This is a genomic window from Streptococcus sp. HMSC078D09, from assembly GCF_001813675.1.
Lineage (GTDB): Bacteria > Bacillota > Bacilli > Lactobacillales > Streptococcaceae > Streptococcus.
In genome coordinates, this window is sequence record NZ_KV813662.1 from 97,452 (window position 1) to 121,742 (window position 24,291).

21 protein-coding genes and 1 pseudogene are annotated in these 24,291 nt (G+C 41.2%); 19 read left to right on the forward strand and 3 right to left on the reverse strand.

Annotated features, from left to right (window positions below; genetic code table 11):
- Window positions 1–235: 235 nt before the first annotated feature.
- Window positions 236–499, reverse strand: coding sequence for a SemiSWEET family transporter (locus HMPREF2926_RS03360; protein WP_003012241.1), 264 nt, complete (start codon window positions 497–499; stop codon window positions 236–238).
- 288 nt (window positions 500–787) lie between these two features.
- Here HMPREF2926_RS03360 and HMPREF2926_RS03365 point away from each other — a divergent pair, with 288 nt between their 5' ends.
- From HMPREF2926_RS03365 to HMPREF2926_RS03425, 13 genes and pseudogenes are all read left to right on the forward strand, one after another.
- Window positions 788–1,045 carry a SemiSWEET family transporter gene (locus HMPREF2926_RS03365; protein ID WP_003006102.1) on the forward strand — a complete coding sequence of 86 codons (258 nt, stop codon included), beginning with the start codon at window positions 788–790 and terminating at the stop codon, window positions 1,043–1,045.
- A 259-nt stretch (window positions 1,046–1,304) separates the two neighbouring features.
- Window positions 1,305–1,682, forward strand: coding sequence for a YbgA family protein (locus tag HMPREF2926_RS03370; RefSeq protein WP_049483405.1), 378 nt, complete (start codon window positions 1,305–1,307; stop codon window positions 1,680–1,682).
- Complete coding sequence (locus HMPREF2926_RS03375) at window positions 1,683–2,048, forward strand: TIGR02328 family protein (RefSeq protein WP_070586438.1); 366 nt, start codon at window positions 1,683–1,685, stop codon at window positions 2,046–2,048.
- Between the two features lie 206 nt (window positions 2,049–2,254).
- On the forward strand, window positions 2,255–5,317 hold the full coding sequence (locus HMPREF2926_RS03380) for a type I restriction endonuclease (RefSeq protein WP_070586440.1): 3,063 nt from the start codon (window positions 2,255–2,257) through the stop codon (window positions 5,315–5,317).
- Complete coding sequence (locus HMPREF2926_RS03385) at window positions 5,317–6,921, forward strand: HsdM family class I SAM-dependent methyltransferase (RefSeq protein ID WP_070586442.1); 1,605 nt, start codon at window positions 5,317–5,319, stop codon at window positions 6,919–6,921. Before HMPREF2926_RS03380 ends, HMPREF2926_RS03385 begins: the two co-directional genes overlap by 1 nt.
- On the forward strand, window positions 6,914–8,185 hold the full coding sequence (locus HMPREF2926_RS03390) for a restriction endonuclease subunit S (protein ID WP_049514839.1): 1,272 nt from the start codon (window positions 6,914–6,916) through the stop codon (window positions 8,183–8,185). Before HMPREF2926_RS03385 ends, HMPREF2926_RS03390 begins: the two co-directional genes overlap by 8 nt.
- Window positions 8,186–8,234: 49 nt before the next feature.
- Complete coding sequence (locus HMPREF2926_RS03395; protein WP_070586444.1) at window positions 8,235–8,849, forward strand: Ntn hydrolase family protein; 615 nt, start codon at window positions 8,235–8,237, stop codon at window positions 8,847–8,849.
- 144 nt (window positions 8,850–8,993) lie between these two features.
- Window positions 8,994–10,055 carry a hypothetical protein gene (locus tag HMPREF2926_RS03400; protein ID WP_049514841.1) on the forward strand — a complete coding sequence of 354 codons (1,062 nt, stop codon included), beginning with the start codon at window positions 8,994–8,996 and terminating at the stop codon, window positions 10,053–10,055.
- Window positions 10,036–10,296, forward strand: a pseudogene (locus tag HMPREF2926_RS03405) (HigA family addiction module antitoxin); the annotation flags it as partial. The gene HMPREF2926_RS03400 and the pseudogene HMPREF2926_RS03405, both read left to right, overlap by 20 nt.
- A 138-nt stretch (window positions 10,297–10,434) precedes the next feature.
- Window positions 10,435–11,322 carry an Rpn family recombination-promoting nuclease/putative transposase gene (locus tag HMPREF2926_RS03410; protein WP_070586446.1) on the forward strand — a complete coding sequence of 296 codons (888 nt, stop codon included), beginning with the start codon at window positions 10,435–10,437 and terminating at the stop codon, window positions 11,320–11,322.
- A gap of 151 nt (window positions 11,323–11,473) precedes the next feature.
- Window positions 11,474–12,397 (forward strand): L-lactate dehydrogenase, encoded by a 924-nt coding sequence (locus HMPREF2926_RS03415; RefSeq protein WP_070586448.1) that lies wholly within the window; start codon window positions 11,474–11,476, stop codon window positions 12,395–12,397.
- Between the two features lie 95 nt (window positions 12,398–12,492).
- Window positions 12,493–13,515, forward strand: coding sequence for an Rpn family recombination-promoting nuclease/putative transposase (locus HMPREF2926_RS03420; RefSeq protein WP_070586450.1), 1,023 nt, complete (start codon window positions 12,493–12,495; stop codon window positions 13,513–13,515).
- A 304-nt stretch (window positions 13,516–13,819) separates the two neighbouring features.
- Window positions 13,820–14,359, forward strand: a complete 540-nt coding sequence (locus tag HMPREF2926_RS03425) for an NADPH-dependent FMN reductase (RefSeq protein WP_049518098.1) — start codon at window positions 13,820–13,822, stop codon at window positions 14,357–14,359.
- Between the two features lie 28 nt (window positions 14,360–14,387).
- Here the strand turns inward: HMPREF2926_RS03425 and HMPREF2926_RS03430 are convergent, their stop codons facing one another.
- Together HMPREF2926_RS03430 and HMPREF2926_RS03435 are read right to left on the reverse strand one after the other, a co-directional pair.
- Window positions 14,388–15,083 (reverse strand): VIT1/CCC1 transporter family protein, encoded by a 696-nt coding sequence (locus tag HMPREF2926_RS03430; protein ID WP_070586452.1) that lies wholly within the window; start codon window positions 15,081–15,083, stop codon window positions 14,388–14,390.
- A gap of 280 nt (window positions 15,084–15,363) precedes the next feature.
- Entirely contained in the window at window positions 15,364–16,758 is a 1,395-nt protein-coding gene (locus HMPREF2926_RS03435; RefSeq protein ID WP_070586454.1) for an MFS transporter, read from the reverse strand.
- A gap of 322 nt (window positions 16,759–17,080) precedes the next feature.
- Here HMPREF2926_RS03435 and HMPREF2926_RS03440 point away from each other — a divergent pair, with 322 nt between their 5' ends.
- From HMPREF2926_RS03440 to HMPREF2926_RS03465, 6 genes are all read left to right on the forward strand, one after another.
- On the forward strand, window positions 17,081–18,373 hold the full coding sequence (locus HMPREF2926_RS03440; RefSeq protein ID WP_070586456.1) for a PTS transporter subunit EIIC: 1,293 nt from the start codon (window positions 17,081–17,083) through the stop codon (window positions 18,371–18,373).
- Window positions 18,360–19,217, forward strand: a complete 858-nt coding sequence (locus HMPREF2926_RS03445; RefSeq protein WP_070586458.1) for an alpha/beta hydrolase — start codon at window positions 18,360–18,362, stop codon at window positions 19,215–19,217. The genes HMPREF2926_RS03440 and HMPREF2926_RS03445 overlap by 14 nt, the downstream gene beginning before the upstream one ends.
- Before the next feature lie 83 nt (window positions 19,218–19,300).
- On the forward strand, window positions 19,301–20,419 hold the full coding sequence (locus HMPREF2926_RS03450; protein WP_070586460.1) for a DUF4767 domain-containing protein: 1,119 nt from the start codon (window positions 19,301–19,303) through the stop codon (window positions 20,417–20,419).
- A 213-nt stretch (window positions 20,420–20,632) separates the two neighbouring features.
- Window positions 20,633–21,196 carry a hypothetical protein gene (locus tag HMPREF2926_RS03455; protein ID WP_070586461.1) on the forward strand — a complete coding sequence of 188 codons (564 nt, stop codon included), beginning with the start codon at window positions 20,633–20,635 and terminating at the stop codon, window positions 21,194–21,196.
- Between the two features lie 174 nt (window positions 21,197–21,370).
- Window positions 21,371–22,138, forward strand: coding sequence for an ABC transporter ATP-binding protein (locus HMPREF2926_RS03460; RefSeq protein WP_070586463.1), 768 nt, complete (start codon window positions 21,371–21,373; stop codon window positions 22,136–22,138).
- Window positions 22,131–24,134, forward strand: a complete 2,004-nt coding sequence (locus tag HMPREF2926_RS03465; RefSeq protein ID WP_070586465.1) for an FtsX-like permease family protein — start codon at window positions 22,131–22,133, stop codon at window positions 24,132–24,134. Before HMPREF2926_RS03460 ends, HMPREF2926_RS03465 begins: the two co-directional genes overlap by 8 nt.
- Window positions 24,135–24,291 lie beyond the last annotated feature (157 nt).

The window sequence follows — 24,291 nt, forward strand, 5'->3', positions numbered from 1 at the left end:
CAGGCACTTTTCTCACAGCGGAAAGTTTCAATATACTCTAATAATAATCAGATATTATTTGGATATTTTTGCACAATAATCCAGCATAGGTTATTCAAAGAAAAGAATTGTCAATTTTTTTAGCTTGCTCATAGCGGGCTTTTTTGTACGAAAACCGACTGCGATTGTTTTTGTTTTTCAAAGGGATACACAAAAAAGACTGAACCCGTAGAGTTCAGTCTTTGTTCACTTTCTATTAAAGTGATGTAAGGAAAGTCAATCCCCCTAGGATGACACCTGCCGAATTCGGAATGATCAAAATCCAGTCTTTTTTAGGTTCCTTTGTCCAACCATAAATGACCCAAATCAAGCAAGAAATAGCAGCTGACAAGGGTTGGAAAGGTTGGGCCTTATTTCCCTGTAAATTAGCAATAATTTGTGGGATGTAGGCAATGAAAACGATAATCCCAATAAAGGCACCGATCGAGCCAACGATTTGGTTGATTTTTTGTTTATTCATAAAATTTTACCTCTGTGTATCAAAATAGCATAAGTAGGAAGAAAATGCAATTAATTTGCATGCTATGCAAGATGAAAATGATTACATTCGCACAAAATTAGACAATGTGTCAAAAAAATAGCAACTAGAGAGAAGACTCTCTCGAAAAGAAATCCATCTTCCTGCAAAATCACAAGATTGTGACACTTTACAGTTCGGTAACATTTGAAAAAAAGACTTGAATTTGTAAAGGACAAAAGGTAGAATAGTGCATACTTTAAAAAAAGAAAAGGAAATGGTAGTTTCAAAATGAATGAAAAACAAATGAAAATTCTTGGTTGGGTTGCGACCTTTATGTCTGTTATGATGTATGTGTCTTACTTCCCACAAATCATGGATAACCTCGCAGGTCACAAAGGGAACTTTGTTCAACCCCTTGTCGCAGCCATCAACTGTAGCCTTTGGGTTTACTACGGACTCTTCAAAAAAGAACGCGATATTCCACTTGCTGCAGCCAATGCACCAGGGATCATCTTTGGTTTGATCACAGCCATCACAGCCTTGTAATCAATGAAAGAGAGAGTAGGACAGAAATCGGTAATTCGTTAGAATTCGATTTCGTCGTCCCACCTCCGCACAGTTGAGTAGGGCTGTAAAAGCTGATGAAATCAGCGTAGTAGTGCCCGCTCAACCACTGCGTCTTGCTCTACAATTCAAAAACAATTAAGAGGCCAGGACTTTTGTCCCAGCCTTTTTTTGATGGAATGAATCATTTCCATGGTATAATGGGAGGACTATTCATAGAGAAGATCAAAAGGAGACAAAAGTGGAGCAAAAACATCACTGTCAAGTCCTATGGGCGAAAAATAAATACCTGGTGCTCAGTCGTTCGAGTAATATCTACAAGGAAATCCGGGAATACCTCAAGCGAGACCAGGTGGAGGTCAGCCACGTCGAGGACCTGATCCAGCAAGCGCTGGCCTTGCCAGAAAATCGTGGCCAGGTCTCCAATGCCTTTCAGCATATCTGGGGCTATTTCAAAAAGCAGGCGACTGCAGAGGAAAAGGCGGACTTTATGCTGCTACTTGAGAAATACCAGCATGGCCAAGCCCAGCAAGAAGATCTGATCAAGGGAATCCAGACTCTCCTTGAGCGCTACCCGAATCGCTACTTACAAGATTCAACGCTACTAGGAGGTCAATAGATGAGACTCTGGCACCAAGACTTGATTCCCAAACTCCCTCGTCCCCAGCTCCTGGGTCAACACCGGGAATGTTGCGCCCTTCGAGGTAATGGCTGGGGCAAGAAGCACGCGACGGTCAACTATGTCTTTGACTACTCGCCCTATCGCCTCTATGCCTATCATCGTCTGATCATGGAGGAGATGACCGCTCGTGGCTATAAGGTCAGCCCAGAGTGGTGGGAGTCGACCTACAGAGGCAAGACCTGCCCAGCCTATCCAGAGCTGGAAGAGGAAGCCTTGAACACCCCCATCTATCCCGAGCACCAGGCTACTTACCTCCAAGAATGCCTGGAGAATCTAGCAGAAAAAGGAATCCAACTAGACTAAGAAAAACGGACCAGACCAGGTTCGTTTTTTTACGCGAAAAACCAACAAAATGCTTTGAAAGCGTTAATTTCTTTCCCAAACATGCTATAATAATAGGAGATTATGCACAGGAAAAGGATAGACGGATGAAGGCAGTAGCAACTCCAGAACTTGAGATTGAAAGATTAAGTACAATAGGAGTAGCATAGCTTTAATAGGATGATGATATGAAAAGAGAAAAAGAGTTTTCAGAACTGACGAGGGTTCAAATCCCAGCAGCCCTTCACTTGATGCGCCTAGGTTATACATACCTGCCGCACAATGGAAAAGAGTTAAAAGAAAGAGATCCAGAGACGAATATTCTGGTATCTATTTTTAGAGAACAATTTTTGAAGCTCAATAATTATGCGACAGATGTGGATGTTGAACGAGAGCTAAGTAATATCAAGTTGGAACTAGACCAAAATGATCTGGGACGGGCTTTTTACAAACGAATCATCGGAGAAACAAGTGCGACCTATATTGATTGGGAACATCCTGAAGCCAATACCTTTCATCTCGCGCTTGAGGTTACTTGCCAAAATGGGCAAGACGAATTCCGTCCAGATATTGTTATTTTTATCAATGGTCTGCCTCTTTCTTATATCGAAGTGAAACAGCCAAATGCTATTCGTGATGGCAAGACTGGAATTCAGTCAGAACAAGACAGAGCCAGATACCGTTTTGAAAATCGTAAGTTCCGTCGTTTTAACAATATCACCCAGTTGATAGCTCTTTCTGATAACTTGCCGTATATCAGTGGACAAGGGCAACAAAAACAGGGATCTTATTACGGTTCAAACGCCTATTCAAAAACCAAGTTTAATGCCTTTAAGGAAGAAAGAGAAGAAGATTTTCTTCATTCATTTGACCCTCTAACAGAGGAGAAAATTGACTTTGTCCTAGAAGACATGAAACGCTTTGCCCTCAAATCTCAGCCAGAGTTTACAACAAACCTAAACCCTGATACACCTTGCAATGCCTTCCTGTCTTCCTTGTTCCAGAAGGAACGCTTGCTCTTTATGCTTCGTTTTGGTCTGGTCTATGTCGAAGAAGAGAGCAAGGATGGACAGATGCAACTGCAGAAGCACGTCATGCGCTATCCCCAGTATTTTGCAACACGTGCTATCGAAGAAACGATCGCAAAAGGTGTTAAGAAGGGCGTTATCTGGCATACCCAAGGTTCAGGTAAGACTGCCTTGGCTTTCTTCAATATCCGCTATCTGACCAACTATTTCTCAAAAGAGGGAATCGTTCCTCAGTTTTACTTTGTTGTCGATCGTCTGGACTTGGCAGACCAGGCCTTTAAGGAATTTACCAAACGAGGTCTCAAGGTTAAACGCATCAACAACCCTCAAGAGCTGAATCAAAAACAAGACGGCTATGATGTGGCTGTGGTCAATATCCAGAAGTTTAAGGATGATTCAGATCTGACAGACCGCTCTGGCTATGACCTCAATCGTCAAAATATCTACTTTATTGATGAAGCCCACCGATCTTATAATGAACGTGGTTCCTACCTGCCAAATCTCTATCAGGCAGATACCAAGGCCATTAAGATCGCCTTGACGGGAACGCCATTGATCACCTATAAGAAAGATGGCAAGACCAAGGAAAGTCATGCGACCACGCGTGATATCTTTGGAGACTATATCCATAAATACTACTACAACCAGTCTATCGATGACGGCTTTACTCTTCGTTTAATGCGTGAAGATATCGAAACTTCTTATAAAGATAATCTCAGATCCATCAACGAAGAGATCCAACGTGGAGACCTATCTAAGGAAGATATCTTTGCCCATCCACATTATGTAGAGCCTATGCTGGACTTTATCATCGAGGACTTTAATCGTGCGCGTGATCTGGTCTTTGATGACCAGACCATCGGTGGCATGATTGTCTGTGACTCGTCTAAGCAGGCGCGTGAGCTTGAAAAGCAATTAGAAGAACGACGCAAAGCTGGCTCAACCAAGTTGACTTCGGCTCTTATCCTTCATGACGAGGGAGACAAGGAAGAGAAGAAGGACAAGGTAGATGCCTATAAGGAAGGCAAGATTGACCTTGTCATCGTCTACTCCATGCTCCTGACAGGTTTTGATTCCCCTCGTCTCAAACGCCTCTACCTAGGGCGCAAGATCAAGGCCCACAATCTTTTGCAGACTCTAACTCGTGTCAATCGTCCCTACAAGGACTATCTCTTTGGCTATGTTATTGACTTTGCAGACATCTCTAAAGAGTTTGACAAGACCAATCGTGCCTATCTAGAAGAACTCAATCAAGAGTATGATACGACCCTGACAGGTGAAAATGGTGAGGATGTTTTTGGCTCACTCTTTGTACCTGCAGATGAGATTTCTCATGAGTTAAAGAAGACTGAGCAAATCTTGATTGACTATCCAACAGATAATCTAGAATACTTCTCGCAAGCTATTAATGATATCAAAGATAGAAAACAGTTAATTGATCTTCGGAAAGCCTTGGAGTCCATCAAGCAGTACTATAATATCGCTCGTCTCCTTGGCTACCATCACTTGCTCGATCAGATTGACATTGCACAAATCGCAACCTTGCTCAATATCCTCTCCAGACGCATGCTGACCCTATCCTTGATTGATCAGCCGGACAATTTTTCTAGTCGGACGCTCTTAAATCTAGCTATGTCTCAGACCAGCTTTAGTTTTATCAAGATCGCTGAGGAAGAACTCCGTCTAGCTGCCAATGATTTGGATGACTGGAGTCGTCGTGTCGCTGGAGGGATCAAAGGACAGCGCGATGAGAAAGACCCTGAGTGGGTTTCGCTTTACGAAGAATTCCAACGTATTATGAAAAAACACTTGATCCATGGGCAAGAAGGCTACACCATGGAGAACATAAAAGAGACACAAAAGGCCTATGAAGCTTTGTTTGAGTCAGTGGAAGATTACAAGTCTCGTATGCGACGTCTGAGTATGAATTTTAATGGGGATCAAATGGCAGCTCGCTCCTACAAACATGTGACCAACTCGACCATGGTCAGTGAGTTTCCTGCTGTCTACCATGTTATTAAAGGTTCTAAAGTCAGACTCGATCATAAAATCGGTCAAAACCAAGGGGTATTAGATAACGATGACTTCCTCAAAAAAATGATTCGAGAAGAAGCTCGGATCGAAATGAAAACGAACCAAACTGCTAGTAGCTTGACACGAGAGGACTTTAACCGTCTTGTCGAGTCGCTATTTGAAGAATATGAACAGGAATACCAACACTAATGAATGAAACATACAAAGTCCAAGTCCAAGACTTGGTAGACGATTTGAAAGCCGTCTTTACCCATGCGGGACTAGGAGGAGAAGCGGGTGAATACAAACTCCTCACCCAGTCTTTTCTCTACAAATTTTTAAACGACAAGTTTTTGTATCAAGCCAAGGTCCTAGATGAATCGAACACCTATGAAAACTTGTTGGCTATGAGTGAGGAAGACTATGACTGGCTTTTGGAGGATATCGGTACCAGCACGGCTTGGCTCAAGCCTGACCAGTTGATCGAAACCCTCCACCGTCAGCAAAATGAAGCGGCTTTCTATGAGATTTTTGAGAATACTCTCAACCAAATCGCCATTGACAACAACGATATCTTCTCTGTCCATACAGATGGGGACACGGCTATTCGTCTCTTTGATGAGCGTTTGATTACCGATACTATCTCAGATAGCAGTAAACGGAACGAGGTCGCTAAGGCCATCATCAATCTCCTTGCGCGCGTCAAGTTTGATGAAACAATTTTTTCACAAGGTTTTGACTTTTTCTCGACTCTCTTTGAGTACATGATCAAGGACTACAACAAAGACGGTGGTGGCAAGTATGCCGAGTACTATACGCCTCACTCTGTGGCTAAGATTATCGCGGATATCTTGGTGGGGGATGATAAACCTCAAAACGTGCGGATCTATGACCCGTCAGCAGGTTCGGGCACCTTGCTTATGAACCTGGCTAGTCGTATCGGTGTGGATAAGACCACTGTCTATAGCCAGGATATCTCTCAAAAATCGTCTAATCTTCTCCGGCTCAATCTGATCCTGAATGGACTTCAACACTCCATTCACAATATCGTACAGGGAAATACTATCACCGCCAATCGCCATCCTGAAAAGATGGACTATATCGTCTCCAACCCTCCTTTCAAGCTGGACTTTTCAGAGTGGCGTGACCAAGTGGAGACCTTGCCAGAAGCCAGTGAGCGTTTCTTTGCAGGTGTGCCAAAGATTCCAGCCAAGTCTAAGGACAAGATGGCGATTTACGAGCTCTTTGTCCAGCATATCATCTACTCTTTGAAGCCAGATGGTCAAGCGGCTGTTGTCTTGCCAACAGGCTTTATCACGGCCCAGTCAGGGATTGACAAGACCATCCGTCAACACTTGGTGGATAATCAAATGCTGGCAGGTGTCGTTTCCATGCCGTCCAATATCTTTGCGACGACAGGCACCAACGTTTCCATCCTCTTTATCGATAAGAAAAACAAGGGTGATGTCGTCCTCATCGATGCCTCAAACCTAGGAACCAAGGTCAAGGAAGGCAAGAACCAAAAGACAGTGCTCTCTCCTGAAGAAGAGCAGAAGATCGTCGAGACCTTTATCAAGAAAGAAGCCGTCGAGGACTTTTCTGTCACTGTCTCTTATGAGGATATCAAGGAGAAAAACTACTCTCTCAGCGCAGGCCAATACTTTGATATCAAGATCGACTATGTAGACATCACAGCTGAAGAGTTTGAAGCCAAGATGACCGCCTTTCAAGACAAACTCTCTGACCTCTTCCAGCAATCGCATGCATTGGAGCAGGAGATTGAAGAGCAAATGAAGGAGATCAAGTATGAGTAGTATAAGGCTAGGGGAGATTGGAAAAATCTCAATGTGTAAGAGAATATTGAAATCTCAGACAAATGAATTTTCAGGTATCCCTTTTTATAAAATCTCAACGTTTGGTGGTACTCCGACAGTATATATTGATGAAAAGGTTTATCTTGAATACAAAGAAAAATATTCATATCCTAAAAAAGGTGATATTTTAATTTCTGCTGCAGGAACAATTGGGAAAACAGTAATATTTGATGGAGAAGATTCTTATTTTCAGGATTCTAATATAGTATGGATAGAAAATGATGAATCAAAGGTAACAAATCAGTTTCTGTATTATTTTTTACAAACAAATCCTTTTATTACCACAAATGGAAGTACCATAAAAAGATTATATAACGATAATTTAAGAGATACTAAGATACCAAATGTTCCTTCAATCCAACAACAAAATCAAATAACAGATATTTTGGGTACTTTAGATAAAAAAATCCAAACCAACAACCAAATCAACCAAGAGTTAGAAGCCATGGCTAAGACCCTCTATGACTACTGGTTTGTGCAGTTTGATTTCCCAGACCAGAATGGCAAACCCTACAAATCATCAGGTGGAAAGATGGTCTATAACCCAGAACTCAAACGCGAAATTCCAGAAGGGTGGGGAGTGACCACATTTTCAAACTGGATTTCAGACAATAAAACGGGAGATTGGGGGAAAGATACTAGTGAAGGAAATTATAAATTAAAGGTTGATTGTATTCGTGGAGCTGATATAAATAGCTTGTCAGGAAATGGAAAAATTGATATGCCAACACGTTTCATCCTAGAAAAGAATAAAAATAAACTGTTGACAGATTTTGATATTGTTATTGAAATATCTGGGGGAAGTCCCACTCAATCTACAGGGCGTATAGTAGGTATCAGTGAAAATGTATTAAATCGATTTGAATTACCTTTAATCTGTTCAAATTTCTGCAAGGCAGTTTCACTAAACGAACAAGAAACCTTCTATAACTTTGTATATGAATGGAAAAATCTATATGACAATGGTGTTTTATTTAGTTGGGAAGGCAAGACAAGTGGGATAAAAAACTTATTGTTTGATTCCTTTGTTACTAACTATCACATTGCACAACCACCAATTGATTTAATGAAACAATTTTTTGATTACGCATCTTCGGTAGATAAAAAAACACAATTATTATTAAAACAAAACCAAGAACTAACCAAACTTCGCGATTGGCTCTTGCCAATGCTGATGAATGGGCAGGTGAAAGTGGAGCGGTAGGGAGTTTAAAAAATTATATATAAAATGCTATCAAGGAGTTGAGTGAATATTGTCTTGTGTAATCGGAACTGTATTTAAAAATTTTGCAATTATTTCAGGAGATACGCGTCTTAGTAAAGATTCAGGTGAAACTATAAGCGATACATACTCTAAAGTGTTCAAGGTGAATCAAAATGTATTGGTAGGTTTTACTGGTTCAGGTAATGCTGTAGATGTTTTAAATAAAAAGGGTATTTTTGACAAAGATGACTGTCCAAGTGCTGAAGATTATCTAGGATTCTTATGGCTTTTACTAGGTAACAGAGTGGTAAATGAACCGAACCATTGTAATATATTAGTTTTGGGAAAAAGTAAAACGAATTATGGTTTTGGTGGAAATTTTCGTACGTCTGATGAAAATATTCAAAATCAATTGTATCTAAAAGATCATAGGAATGTATGGAATCCCATTTTAACCCCTCCTAACGCAGATTATGAGTATTATCAAGAAATTTTAATCTCAAAAGTGCAATTTGTTATTGCTGAACAAATAATTTCCCCAGTATTTAGTAGAGGGATAGCGATTAAGAAAATAAAAGAAATACATAGAGATATTATTCTTGAGATTTCTAAAATAGATGAATCGGTTAATAGTAATGTTGAACAACACGTGATTAAGTGGTGAGATTAGTTTTATTTATCCAAGATGAAGGAATACCTGGAAGCTACCTGGATAGAAGAATGAAAAAATATATCTCATGGTAAAGAACGTACTAAACAAGTTAGTTTATATACAAAAAATGAGTTACTAAGATAAAAAGGAGAAATAATGAACAATATTTTATGGCCTAATATTTTTATGACGGTTATTGCGACATTAATCTCAACATTTTTGATTACCTTTTTTCTAACTCCCTTTCGAAAAAAATTTTTTCAATTATTTAAGACTACAAAAATTGAAAATATTCAAATTCGCAATGCAGTAAGTGGAGGAGTAAATAGTTCGGATAATTCAATTATTAGGGATAATTTTGAAGTATCTACTCAATTCTCAACTGATAAAGATCTAAATATCAATCAGATTAAGTTAAAAAATGTAGAAGTAATATTTGATTATTTTGTTGATGAGTTAAACTTTCAATATGGCTTAAATCCCGACAGACAAATATTTAGTATTTTTGCGATAAATAATGGGAATAAAAGCATTGAAATAGATGGGTTTATGTTGAAATATGTTAAAGGATGGTGGTTCGAAAATCGATACGAAGAAATATCTTCAGAAGAAATACCGTATATAAAAATTAAACCTAGAGAAATTAAACGTATTATAATGGTAAAAGTTTCTAAAGAGCAAATTTTAAAACATTTTGATCTTGTCAGTGAAAATCAGGCTTTATTACTTCAATTGTTTGATAAAAATAGTAAGAGGTTGATTTCTTATCCCGCACCTTTCGATAAAGATAATAAAAAGTTTCTTACGAGGCCGATGGGAGCAGCAGGCGTCGATAGTAATAATGAAAAGAATGTATTTAATATTTCAGAGCCCTATCAAAAAATGTACACTTTACAAACCAAAAATCATATTAGTAAAGAAAATCCAATATTGAGTTTTTTCATCTCGCTTGATCAGACTGCTAGTTTAAAATTTGACCTTGAGATTTATCAGAATAATAAGCTGGTGAAGTTTAAGAGGAAAGATCATAGGACTCAATATGTTCATGTTTTTAGACCAAATTATCATTTATATGCGCTTGACCCAACAGGGCTTCATGGAAATATCTATAAGTTATTAGATGAAAAATCAATAGAAGTTCTTGAGTATGAAGAGGTTGAACAGTATTATCCCAATATTTTGTATAAAGGAAAATGTGATGAGAAAGACAATAGTTGAAAATATTGATTTGATTGCTTTCCATCCAGGTCAATATATTGGAGAGCTAATTGAAGATTATCAAATGACCCAGAAAGAATTTGCGGAGAAGTTGGGGCTATCACCAAAGGCTATAAGTAAATTAGTGAATGGTGAGGAGTCGATTACTAATGATATTGCTCAGAAGTTAGCGGAATTGACTAATATTTCGATGAAAACATGGCTGAATTTACAAACTTCCTATGATACGAAAGTGGCAGAAGGGGCAGTACCTTGGGAATGATTGTTATAGAGAACTATTACTTCGTTTCGTAATGGTCTTGTAGTCACTTTCCTAATTTTTTTCGAATTATAGAAGTAGAGGGACCTTCCCTCTATTTTTTATCGAAAAGGAGCAGGGATGCAAAAGAGACACGCGCATGTATCGCCGACCTTGGACATCATGGCCAAGAAGATTTTTAGTTTGCCGGAGGTGACGACGGCTTTTATTCGAGATATTTTGGAGCTGGATGTAGCGGAGGCTCAGATTGTGGAGGGAAGCCAGCCCCACAGCATGGCTTATGAGGAGGATGACTTGTTCTCCACTGCGGTGGATGTGAGAGCCAAGCTCCATGATGGAACCGAGGTGATCATCGAGATCCAGATTCGCAAGCAGCAGTATTTCTTGAATCGGTTCCATTACTATTTGGCCAATCAGCTGGTGGAGAATGTACAAAAACTGCGCCAGCAAGGACAGACACATAAGATGTACGAGCAGATGGAGCCCGTCTATGGAATTGCGATTTTGGAGAAGTCGCTCTTACTGGACGAAGAGGCCGCCATCAATAAATACTGGCTGACCATTTGCCGGTCTGGCAAGCAACTCAAGGCCTATTATAAAAATGGCAAGCACCAAAATCTTCTGCAGGTTGCCTTTTTAGAGCTAGACAAGTATAATAAAGATGAGAACCTGACAGATGCAGGCAGACAGTGGTTGGAGTTTTTTGGGAATCTTCCCTTCACAAAAGCTCCCAGTCAGGCCGTTGCCCACGCAGATTCATTATTAGATTCATCTAGCTGGACCAAGGAGGAGAAGACCATGATAGACGAGCGGATTCGGATTCAAGAAAATTATGATATGACCCTGGAGACAGCCATAGACGAAGCACGCGAAGAAGGTCTAGAACAAGGTGTGGCGCAAGGTCGTAAACAATTGGTATGCGAGATGGTCTCACGAGGAATGTCGCCTGAGTTGATCTCGAATATGACGGGCCTATCCATTAAAGAAATTGAGACTCTTCTTTCCTAAGTCGTTAACGGAGGCATCGCCTCTTTTTTTTTGAAAAAACTTGAAAATTTTCCCATTTTTTCAATCCGCCTTTCTAGAATTGTGGTAGAATAGAGTCAACAAAGAGCTATCCTCACCAACAGTGTGATCGATACTAGAAAAGAGGATTCTGATGACAAGAAAAATTGGTATTATTGGTTTGGGGCATGTGGGTGCGACCTTGGCCCACAGCATGATTTTGAAACACACCTGTGATCACTTGGTCTTGATTGATACCAATGAGAAAAAGGTCAAGGCAGAAGCCTTGGATTTCTGTGATACGGTTGCCAATACGGGGTATCCGGTGCATATCACGGTCAATGACTACGCGGCTTTAAAAGATGCGGATGTGGTGGTGTCGACTCTTGGAAATATCGAGTTGCAGGCTAATAACACAGATGACCGTTTTGCGGAGCTTCCCTTTTCCAGCAAGCAAGTGGTGCAAGTAGCGCGTGATTTGAAGGCTTCTGGCTTTAGCGGGGTCTTATTGGTAGTGACCAATCCGGTCGATGCTGTCACTCAACTTTATCAACAATATACTGGCCTTCCAAAAGAGCAGGTGATTGGGACAGGGACCTTGCTGGATACAGCTCGGATGAAGCGTGCAGTCGCTGATCGTTTGCAGGTTTCTCCTGCTAGTGTATCAGGCTATAACCTTGGTGAGCATGGGAATTCTCAATTTGTCGCTTGGAGTCAGGTCCGTGTCAAAGGACATGCCATTACCGATCTCTTCTCTCAAGAAGAGCTTGACACCATCAACTACGAGTCCTTGCGCGGTGGCCACACGGTTTTCTTTGGCAAATTCTATACCAATTTTGGTATTGCAGCAGCAGCCCAACGCTTGACAGAAGCTGTGATCAATGATAGTCACGAGGAAATGCCTGTGTCTAACTATCGTCCAGAATATGGAACTTATCTTGGCTACCCAGCAATTGTAGGTCGAAAAGGAATTCTCGAACGATTGGACTTGCATTTGACAGAAGAAGAAAAAGAAAAATTGCTCCATTCAGCCGAAACTATCAAAGAAAATACACGAAAAGGATTGGAGCATGCATAAAAGTAAAAGCCAAGAGAAATCTTGGCTTATTTTCTGCAATTTTTTCGAATGGTATAAGTGAGGGGACTCCCTATACGAAATCATCGGAGGTTGCTATGAAGAAACGACACGAGTATGTATCGCCCACCTTGGATTTAATGGCGAAAAAGATTTTTAGTCTACCGGATGTGACAGCCAAATTCATCCGCGAAGTATTGGATCTGCCAGTAGAGTCCGTTGAGATTTTAGAAGGAGACCAGATCCATGAGCAGGGGTTTTTAGGAGATCTTCCTTTTGAAACATCCGTTGATGTGAGAGCAAGACTAGATAGTGGGCTTGAAGTCATCATTGAGATTCAAGTTTTGAAGCAAAAGTATTTCTTGAATCGTTTTCACTATTATTTAGCCAATCAACTGGTAGAAAATGTCCAACGCAAGCGAAAGAAAGGGGCAACCCATTCTATGTACCAGGAGCTGGAGCCGGTCTATGGGATCGCTATCCTGGAGCGAAGTATTTTTCCTCATTTAGATTCACCTGTCAATGTCTATGAAATGCGCCATACAGTAGATGGGACACCTCTTTATAGCTCTCGAAAGGATGGAGTAGCTCATAATATGTTAAAGGTTGCCTTTTTAGAGTTGGATAAGTATAATGAAAGTAGAGATACGGAGTTGAATGCTCACTGGAGACAATGGCTTGAATTTTTTGGCAATCGCCCATTCAGTCATCAACCAGACCAAGTGATCGAGCAGGCAGAATCACTCCTGATCCCATCAAATTGGACAAGGGAGGAAAAAGAAATGATTGATGAACGGATTCGTATCAGAGAAAATTGGGAAATGAGCATGGATACCTTTCGGAAAGAACAACTGGAAGCCGGTTTTCAGAAAGGGTTGAAAAAAGGTCTTGAACAGGGACTCGAACAAGGTCTTGAACAAGGTCTTGAACAGGGACTCGAACAAGGTCTTGAACAAGGCAGACAAGAAGGCATGGAGTTGGGAGTTCAAGCTGGTCAGCAGTCTCTGATTCAAAAACTATCTTTGAAGGGGATGAGTATCGAGATGATTGCTGAAATGACAGATTTATCCTGCGAATCCATCAAAAAAATGTTGGCTACGGATTCGTCTAACGAGGAGTAGTAGCGAGAACAGAATTTTGGGATTGAGAATTGACTTGCTGAGAAAAAAGTAGTTCTAAAATGGATTGTAAAGATCGTCAGGAGTTCGTTATTTTTGGATCTTGATCCTCTACAGATTTATACGGTTATGATTTATTGAAGGTTGGAAACTTTTATCCAACCTTTTTTTCTCACTCCTCTTGCCCCTCACCTAGTGAACTGGAATAGAAGTTTAAAAATACGAGTTGTAATCCTTGACATTACATTGTGATCCTGTATAATAGCTATTGTAATAAATAATCTTACAACAGAAAGAGGAAACAACTATGAAAAACATTTTATTTATTGTCGGATCCCTTCGTCAAGGATCTTTTAACCACCAAATGGCTAAGAAAGCAGAAAGTCTTCTTGAAGGAAAAGCAACTGTGACTTACTTGGACTACAAGGACATCCCAATGATGAACCAAGATTTGGAAACACCAACCCTGCCATCTGTGCAAGCAGCGCGTGATGCGGTTCTTGCTGCGGATGCCATCTGGATCTTCTCGCCAGTCTATAACTTTGCTATTCCAGGTGTAGTGAAAAACCTGATTGACTGGCTTAGCCGTGCCCTTGACCTGTCAGAAACTCGTGGTCCATCTGCCCTTCAAGATAAGATCGTAACGGTTTCTTCAGTAGCTAATGCCGGACACGAACCAATGTTTGCGGCTTATCAAGCGCTCTTGCCATTCGTTCGGACTCAAGTGGTTGGAGAGTTTACTGGAACAACCGTTAACCCAGAAGCCTGGGAAACAGGTGAATTAGTCTTGACAGATGAAGCGGTCGCAGGACTGGAAAAACAAGTACAAGCCTTATTAGAAGCATAAGAAAAGCTGAGACAGAAGTCTCAGCTTTTTAGATACTAAAGAGTTTCCCGAAGAAGTATGTCACACCCATGGTGAGAAGGCCAATGATCAGGTTGCGAAGCATGGCTGGCTTGGTTGGTGCTTTTCCCAGTTTCGCACTGGTATAGCCAGTGAAGATCAAGGATAGTCCAACAACGAAGACTGTCACCGGAATGCGATAGGCAGTTGGAAAGAGAATGATCGAGAGCATTGGAGGAAGGGAACCAACAGAAAAAGCAAGGAAGCTAGATGCAGCAGCATGCCAAGGATTGGTAAATTCTTCGTATTCAATGCCGTATTTCTCTTCGACCAAGGCTTTGAGGGGATGTTTCAGAAAGGCCCGCTCTGTCAAAATTTTTGCGGAAGTTTCGCATTCTCCATTTTGAAGATAAGCATGGTAGAGAGATTCTCTAGCTAACTTTGGATCGCGATCCAACAAGGCTTGTTCGCGGTTTACAGCAGCTTCTTCCGTGTCTTTTTGTGTAGAAACAGAGACATACTCACCGCCTGCCATCGAAAAGGCACCTGCCAGAATCGCAGATAAGCCAGATAGGAAAATAATCCAGATGTTTGGTGTGGCACTGGCCACCCCGATCACGACCCCAGCAATAGAAATGATTCCATCATTGGCACCGAGAACAGCAGCCCTCAAGATATTCAAGCGATCGCTAAATGATTCATCTACTCCATGTTTCGTTTCAGTCATACAATGTCTCCTTTGTCTTGTTTAGAATGATTATAAATAAAAAATAAAAAGAAAGCAAGGATTTTAACTCAAATGATAAAAGTTCGACAATTTAATGGAATTTTTTAGTTGTAAAATTTGGCATTACAAGCAAAAAAAGAAAGAATAGGGTATACACCGATCCTAGCAAGATTTATTTAGCAGAAGTGGCATAATTTTTGAAGATCCTGATAGCATTGTCACACGGGTCAGAAAAGGATAATAAAAAACAGCAAATTTTGCTGTTTTTTATTGAGATAAATTAGTTCGTTTCATTTTCTTTTCCCACCACCCAAAATAAGAGAAGGAGTTGGAAGATGCCCAAGGCGAATAAGACCATAAAACCGTTGCGGCTTCCTTTAGCAGTGGCTTGGGTGAAGTCCATCTTTTGATTGGCTTGGCTCATGGCAACGATCAGTGAAGCCAGGGTTGTTCCGACAGCGCCTGCAAATTGTTGCAGGGTGTTAAAGATCGCGTTCGCATCAGGTTGCTCCTCCAGCGCCAGTTGTTTCTGTCCGTTTGTCATGATATTGCCAAAGGCAAGTCCCATACCGGTCATGAAGATCATGTAAAAGATAAGAATCAAGCCATTTGTCAGCTTCAGGGCAAAAAGGGTGAAGTGGAAATGGGCCAGAAGGATTAAAGCAGCTCCAAGGAGAATCGGTTTGCGAGCGCCCAACTTATCTAGAATGAGACCAGAGAAGGGAGCAAAACCTGCTCCAATGATGGCTCCTGGAAGCAACATCAAGGCTGCAAGTGTGGTACTCGAGTGGTTGACCAATTGGACATAATTGGGCAAGAGAAAACTCATGGCAAGAGAGCCTAATTGGAAGGTGAAAAAGGCAAGAACATGGCCAGTGAGGAGATGGTTCTTTAAGATGGCAAGGTTGATAATGGGAGTCTCCAACTGATTGGACCGCCAGACCAAGAGAACGAGTCCCAAGAACCCGATCACCAGCCAACCAAGGACAGAAAAACTAAAGAAAGCATGATCAGAAAGACCGTGAATCCCTAAAATCAAGCCTAAAAATGAAGCAATAATGGCGAGAAGGCTCATGATATCAAGTGTTTCCCGCTTGACTGTACTGATTTGCTCAATGGAGCGAAGTCCTGAAACTAGCGAAGCTAGAAGGATCGGGAATTGCACTAAGAAGATGGACCGCCAGCCAAAGTTAGCTGTCAAGAGACCACCGACAGTAGGCCCAATGGCGGGAGCGATGGCTGTAATCAGGGTTCCCACTCCCATCATGAGACCTATCTTGCGTTTTGGGACCTGTTCTAGAATGATATTAAACATCAGAGGAAGGGCAAAACCAACCCCCATTCCTTGAACCAATCGCCCCAGAACCACAAAGCCAAAACTTGGAGCTAGGAAGTCAATGAGAACACCTAAAACAGATAGGAGATTTCCAACTAAAAAGATGGACTTCATTTTAAAAGAGCGTTTGAGATAAGCAGACAAGGGGACCACACAGGCAACCACTAGAAGATAGATGGTCGTAACCCACTGGACGGTTGCAGTATTGATTTCAAATTCCTTCATCAATATTGGGAAGGTGATATTCATAGCGGTTTCCCCAGCCACCCCGCAAAAGGAAAGGATCCCTGTTGCAAAAATAGCATACAGGACCTTGGCTGAAATTTTTTCTTGTGACATGGACGTCTGATTCCTCCTAAATCTTTCTATAATGTTGTAAAAATGGTCTGAAAATCCATCCTATCTCTCTCATTTCCCATCAATTCCAATTGCTATGAGCATAGCAGGGCTGACGTTAACATGATTCATCGTTTTGTTAGCTAACAAATAGTATAGAGGAAATGAAGACCCCTGTCAAAGAGTTTTTGAAAAGTTTTGAAAATTTTAACAGCATTCTCAACTGATGACGTCTCTACAAACGAAAGGAAAGGCTCGCCAGTATGGTATAATAAGAAGAAAGTAAGCAACGTGAATAAGTCAATCAACTCGAACAGGAGGCCCTATGACCAAGTATTTAGTCCAGAAGTTTTTCTGGTTACGAGAAAAAAGTTTGATTCAAATTTCCCAGAAGACCCTGGTTTCCTTATTTCCTTTTTTCCTATTTTCAGGGATCATTCGGGTGATCGCTCTATCAGTCTTTTCCGATCGAGGCTATATCCATCAGCTCTTTTCGATGGATAGCTGGTTGCCGTGGGATCAAGCTATTAGTCAAGTCCTTATCAATTTTTCCAACTTTCTAGGAGGTCTAGCTGGGCCTTTAGCGACTTACTTCGCTGGAAAATACACAGCTGGGCACTATGGTAGAAGTACAGGGACAGCTGGAGTGACAGCTCTTTTGGTCAGTCTAATAGTGGGGTCTCAGGAATTGTTGGTGGGACCGCTCCATGACGGGCAACTGACGCGTATCAACTTACCCGCGACGACCAATATCGTCTTAGCGATTTTTTTAGGCTATCTAATTGGGCAGATCTTTCGTCTATCCAAGGCCAGTGATGACCAGATTGTAGACAAGGATTTCATCTATCAACCCAAGACGGTGCGTCCCATTTTCTTGTCCTTAGTTCTAGGGGTCAGCCTCAATCTTCTTTTGGTTCTTGGAAATCAATTTAATATTTTTCAGACTATCCGACAGTTCTTGGCTTCTCTAACGGTAAGCAGTCATCATCTCTTGTCCACCTTTAGCATGGGTCTTTTTAGTAGCCTATCTGCTTGGTTTGGTAATAGTCAAGCCTTTGCCTTGAATTCTATCGCGGATGATAACTTTGCTTTGGAAAATCTCACCTACGCTGTGACGCATCATACAACGACAGGTATTCCTTATCCCTATACCTTGACCAATTTGTATCGGAGTTTTGGTCTGGTGGCAGGTGTTGGAGCTGTCCTATCGCTTTTGGTGGCGATCTTGCTGGTTTCACGAAGTCAAAAGGACAAGAAAGTTAGTCTCCTCAGCATTTTTCCAAGTCTCTTTAACAATGGGGCTTCATTCATGGTAGGGATACCGGTCCTTCTCAATCTACTTTATGTGATTCCTTTCTTATTGATCCCTTTGGCGAATATGGCGATAGCAGCTGTAGCTTTGTGCTTCAAACTGATGCCGGCAGCTGTCTATCCAGTGCCAGACGGGACTCCTAGCCTTCTCTATGCCTTTATTGGGACAGGAGGAAGTCTGAGGGCTTTAGCTGTAAGTATACTTTGTTTTGCCGTCGATGTGCTCCTTTATCTACCATTTGTCCGCATGGGAAATCGTATCCGAAAAGATTTAAAAGTGAAAGGAGAAAGCGATGAAGCCATCTAAAAAAACAGCAATCGTCCTTACTTTGGTCAGTCTTTTCTTGATCGCTTTAGCCATTCCTTCTTATAGCTGGACTCGGACCAATGTTTCAAGAATCGAGAAATTTTATAATTCAAAATTGTCTCCCATCATCATGATCCCGGGAAGCTCAGCGACAGAGAACCGCTTTGATGGCTTGGTGACCAAGCTCAACCAAGACCGCCAAGGAACCAAACACAGCCTGCTCAAGGTCAAAGTTTGGAATGATGGGCATATCACCTATAGTGGAAGTATTGATGCCAAGGACAATGAGCCAGTAATTGTGGTTGGTTTTGAAAACAACAAAGATGGCTATAGCAACATTAAAAAGCAAGCTAAACTATTTAATCAAGCCTTCGAAGCCCTTCAAGAAAAATATAATTTTAATAATTTTAAGGGCTTGGGTCATTCCAACGGTGGCTTGATTTATACAGCCTTTATTGAAAATTACCTGGGGGATTACGATGTGGATCTCAAGACCCTCATGACCATCGGAACTCCCTACAATTTCACGGAGACCAATATCAAAAATAAATCTGAGATGTTAGCTGACTTTATCAAGGGAAAAGAAGCTATCCCCACAACCCTTCATATGTATTCAGTAGCAGGGACCATCACCTATGATTCAGATGAGTTGGTCCCAGATGCCAGTGTTTCTGCTGGGAAATATATCTACCAAAACCAAGCAGCTAGCTATACGGAGATTACGGTGACGGGGGAAGATGCCCAGCACTCGGACCTTCCAACCAATGATGAGGTGGTTGCCTTGGTGAAAGAGCATATTGAAAGTCAAACGGATCGTCGAGCCAAACCGAATAAAATAAACTAAGTGTGAAGAAGGGATTCCTTCCTCACCTTTTTTTTAGTATAATAAAGTTTAGTATGAAAATAAGGGAGATTATAGGAAATAAGATGAAAAGAAAAAAATGGGTGCAGTTAGGAATAGTGGCTTCGAGTATGGTCATGTTAACAGGATGTTACCAAAGATACCAACGTCAGTCCAGTCCCAAAAAAGAGGCTGCAACAAGCCAGACTTCAGCAAAGAAACAAGCGAAAAAAACAGATAACAAACAATTATATCAGTCTGTTTTTTCAGACTACCAAAAGATTTTTGCCACTTCAAAAGATTTAGATGCTATTTCCAAATTGAATGATGCATTAGCTAAAGAAGATCGGATGATCAATAGCTGGGTGATCGAGACCGTGATCAATCAGCCAGATGCCGTTCGCTATGCCTTTAAGGACTTAAATAACGATGGGGTAGATGAGATGATCATCGCCAATCAGCAGACCGATGGAAACTACTTTGTGACGGGAGTCTACTATCTCAAGAACCAAAAACCGACTCTGCTAGCTGAAGGTTTCGTCGCTGGACACGGTGGAGCGCGCAATGCGACGACCCTCTATCAGGGAGGAGAAGTCTTAGAAGTCAGCTGGATGTCAGGAACTGGCCGTGGGGTAGCTGTGCTTTCACGGATAGAAAAGACGCCTCAAGCTGCGACCAAAGTCCAGGAAGAAGAAGTTCAAGTACCTGGTTCAGATCTGAATAGCCTCTTTGGAAAATCGGATGAGAATAAACTGGATCTCAAGGCTTTTGACTGGCAAACTTTTGACAGCGCACCATCAGCGGGAAATAGCCAAAGCCAGGAAAAAACGCCTTGGAATGCTGAAAAATCAGCAAAATTAGCAGAATTTATGAAGACCTGGGGCGAAAAGATGGGCCAACCCAACTATCAAAAAGGCATCGCTGGCGGTGATGTAGGACCAGACAACCTCTATACTCTAGAGGAAAATAGCAAGATGGATGCCATTTATACAGATACTGGTCAGGGAAATGCAAAATACCGCATCGTGGAACGCTATAGCAATTGGGACAAGTATCCAGATGTGCATAGTTATTTCTTTGCCATTACAGATACAGGAGAAGGCATTGTCTTTCATTCTCCAACGACCAATGGTGGAAAAATGTATCTAAAACCAACGGATAACAAGGAACTTCAAGAAGAATTTACACAGTTGCTTCATCAATAAAAAGAAGAATAAACCAGAAAAAGACTGTTTTTCTGGTTTTGTTTATTCAAATAATGAATAAAAATACAATAAAAGAAATAATTTTTAGGATATAAAATATGTTAAAAACTAGTGATAATTAGCGGTGCATAAGTATTTGAAAACAGAAAATGTTTGACAATTAAAGGAAAATCATTTAAAATATATTCATTCTTTATTTATAGGAGAAAAAATATGAAAAAACTTCTTACAGCCGGTGTGGCTCTCTTGTCAGTTGCAACGTTAGCAGCTTGTTCTGGTAAAACTGCTTCAGAATCATCAAGCAAAGATGCAAAAGCTTCTTCTAGCAAAGTAGAAAAATCATCTACTTCAGAAAGCAAATCAAGCAGTTCATCAAAATCATCTAGATCAGCAACCTCTTCTGTTAAAATTCCAGAAATTGTCTTGTTGACTGATGAAGAAATCGATAACGCCAAAACAATTGGTGATATGAAAACCATTTATGGAAAAATGATTGACAACTACACAAAATATGTCAAAGAGATTGGTGACAAGATCCCAGCATCTGGTAAAGATGCCTATAATAAGCAAGTAGATCCTGCGATCCAATCTATGGAGACTGCAAGAAAAACATTTAACGATACACTTTCAGCTGCAGGTTCTGATGATACAGTTGTTCCTGAACAAGCTCGTAGTCAATTCGCACAACAATTGAAAAATGCTCGCGATATTGCCCAAAAAGCTCTTGAAGGTGCTTATCAATCAATTGCACCATTGCTCTCTTCATCAGCTGAATAATCAATAAAAAAATAGGCTAGGACTTTTGTCCTAGCCTATTTTTGCTTTCTTACAAAAATGTAAGAAATAAAGGGTAAAATGTAAGGTTATGTTATGGTGAAAGCGTTTCAGTTTTAGTACAATAGATTTGTAAAAATCGATTAAAGCTTTTATCGAGCTAGAAAGGAACGGACCATGACCCTACTAGACGTTCAACATATCAAAAAGATCTACAAAACCCGCTTTCAAGGAACGCAGGTTGAAGCCCTAAAAGATATCCACTTCACCGTGGAGAAGGGGGAGTATGTCGCTATCATGGGGGAATCAGGATCCGGGAAATCCACCCTCCTCAATATCCTGGCCATGCTGGACCAGCCAACCGAAGGACGGGTCTACCTAAATAGCATAGACACCTCGACCATCAAGAACAAGGATGCGTCCAGCTTCCGTCGCGAAAAACTTGGTTTTGTCTTTCAAGATTTCAACCTGCTTGATACCTTGTCTGTCAAGGACAATATCCTTCTCCCTCTAGTCCTTTCTCGCAGACCGGTCAAGGAAATGATGAGTAAGGTCGATAGCGTGAGTCGGGAGTTGGGCATTCACCAACTGCTTGAAAAATACCCTTACGAAATCTCTGGTGGGCAAAAACAACGGGTAGCCGTAGCACGGGCTATCATCACCTCGCCAGAAATCCTCCTGGCGGATGAGCCAACAGGGGCGTTGGATTCCAAGTCTTCGGCTGCTTTGCTGGACGTTTTTGAAGATATCAATACCATGGGCCAAACCATTCTCATGGTGACCCACTCAACCGCAGCAGCAGCGCGTGCCAAGCGCGTGCTCTTTATCAAGGATGGGATCCTTTACAATCAGATCTTCCGCGGGGAAAAGACGGAGCGTCAGATGTTCCAAGAAATCTCAGATACTCTGACGGTCATGGCGGGTAAGGAGGATCATGATGTTTAAATTAACAAGTAAATTGGCACTTTCCAACCTCAAACAAAATCGCAAGCTCTATTACCCTTTCGCTATAGCTGTCATTTTAACGACCATGATTCTATATAGTTTTATCGCCTTGTCATTGACCCCTCATTTAGAGGATTCTTACGGAGGGGGATCGGCTAGAACTGTTCTTGGTTTCGGTAGTTTCGTCGTCCAGCTGGTCGTCATCATTTTGGTGGCTTATGCCAATGGCTACGTCATGAAAAATCGTTCCAAAGAACTGGGCTTGTACAGTGTTCTGGGAATGGAGAAGAAGCATCTCCTCATCATGACCTTATGGGAATTGCTCTTCTTCTATGTTCTCACAGTTGGAGTAGGACTGGGTTTGGGACTCTTGTTTGATCGCTTGATTTTCGCCTTGCTTCTAAAATGTATGGGTCTACCAGTCGTCATTCAATCAACCTTCCAGATAGAGGCTGTTCTTAACACTTTACTTGGCTTAGCCTTAGCTTTTGGCCTCATTCTTTTGTTGAATTCTTTCCGCCTCTTGCGCTACAGTTCCCTCCACCTCATGCAACAGAAAAAAGCAGGAGAGAAGAAAGGACGTTTCTTGCTGGTCCAAACTCTTTTAGGAATTGGGCTCTTAGGAATTGCGTTTTATATAGCGCTAACCGCAGAGCGGCCAGTTGCGGCTGTCCAAGGATTCTTTATTGCCGTCATCTTGGTCATTCTAGCGACTTATCTCTTATTCAACGCAGGCTCGATTACCTTCTTAAGATTTCTCAGAGGTCGGAAATCCTACTATTACAAGCCAGAGAATTTTATATCTGTCTCCAACTTAATAGCTCGGATGCGAAAAAATGCAGCGGGTCTTGCGACGATTAGTATTCTATCCACCATGGTCTTGGTCACCTTAACCGGGTCGCTCAATATCTTTATTGGAGGGCAGAATTACCTAGATACTGTTTACCCTTCTGATTACATGATTAGTGTGGGGCATATGCCTTCAGATGCTGAAACAGAAACGGTTATTGAAGATGTTCAAGCTCAAATTAAGAAAACAGCCGATGCGACACATCTATCAGATTATCAGGTGGCACAGACAACATACTGGTCGGCTGAAATTCGAAAGATTGATGGAAGGAGCTTAGAGGTGAATGACCAGTCCACTCCATCAACTGGTCAGGAGTTGAAGTCAGAAGGAACAGTCTACTTTTTTGATCAGGCGACTTATGAGCAACTGACCGGTCAAAAAGTTGAGCTTGGGGAAAATGAAATCCTAGCCTATGGGTATCAATATCCTGGAAGATTAGACGCACAATTAGAAATCAATGGGAAGACCTTCACGATTAAAGAAAAGCTAAACTCCAATTTTATCCAAGGGAAACTCCCTCAAGCCGACCTGTTTCAACACCAAATGGGCTTGTACCTGGTCCTCCCTGACTTGAACCAACTGGGACTAAAAGTTGATAAAAATTTGGAATTCTCTATTAGTGCTAAAAATAAAGATAACCAAGATTTTATTTCTGGCTTGATCAAAGAGCTGTATTCGACAGACAAAATCAGTCAATATGGTGCGACTTATTTTGGTGGATTTGATCGATACAGTATAGAGAAAGATTGGCGTGAAACAGCAGGGACTCTTCTATTTATCGGGATTTTTTTATCTGTGATCTTTCTATTAGCTACGGTTCTCGTGATTTACTACAAGCAGATTTCAGAAGGCTATGAGGACCGGGAAAATTTTGTGATCTTGCAACAAGTAGGATTGGACCAAAAGCAAACGTCCACCACCATTCGCAAACAAATTCTCACCGTCTTTTTCCTCCCATTATTCTTCTCCTTCTTGTACCTAGGAGTAGCCTACAAGATGATCGCAAAGATCGTTGCTATCTTAGGAGCAACCAATGCGGGCTTGGTTCTTCAAACGACTCTTTCTGTCTGCGCTGTCTTTTTCATCTCTTATGTTCTCGTCTTTCTTCTGACTTCTAGAAGTTATCGAAAGATTGTCGTGAGATAGCGTTCGAGTCTATAAAAGATTGGGAAATGAAAAAGCTGATAAGTAGACAAACTGTTTTTTTCATAGAACAAGCTAAGTGTTGCGGAAAGAATTATAATAATGTATGTTTTAAAGCTTATTTAAACAAATACTGAAACTTTCCGCCGTGAGAAAAGTG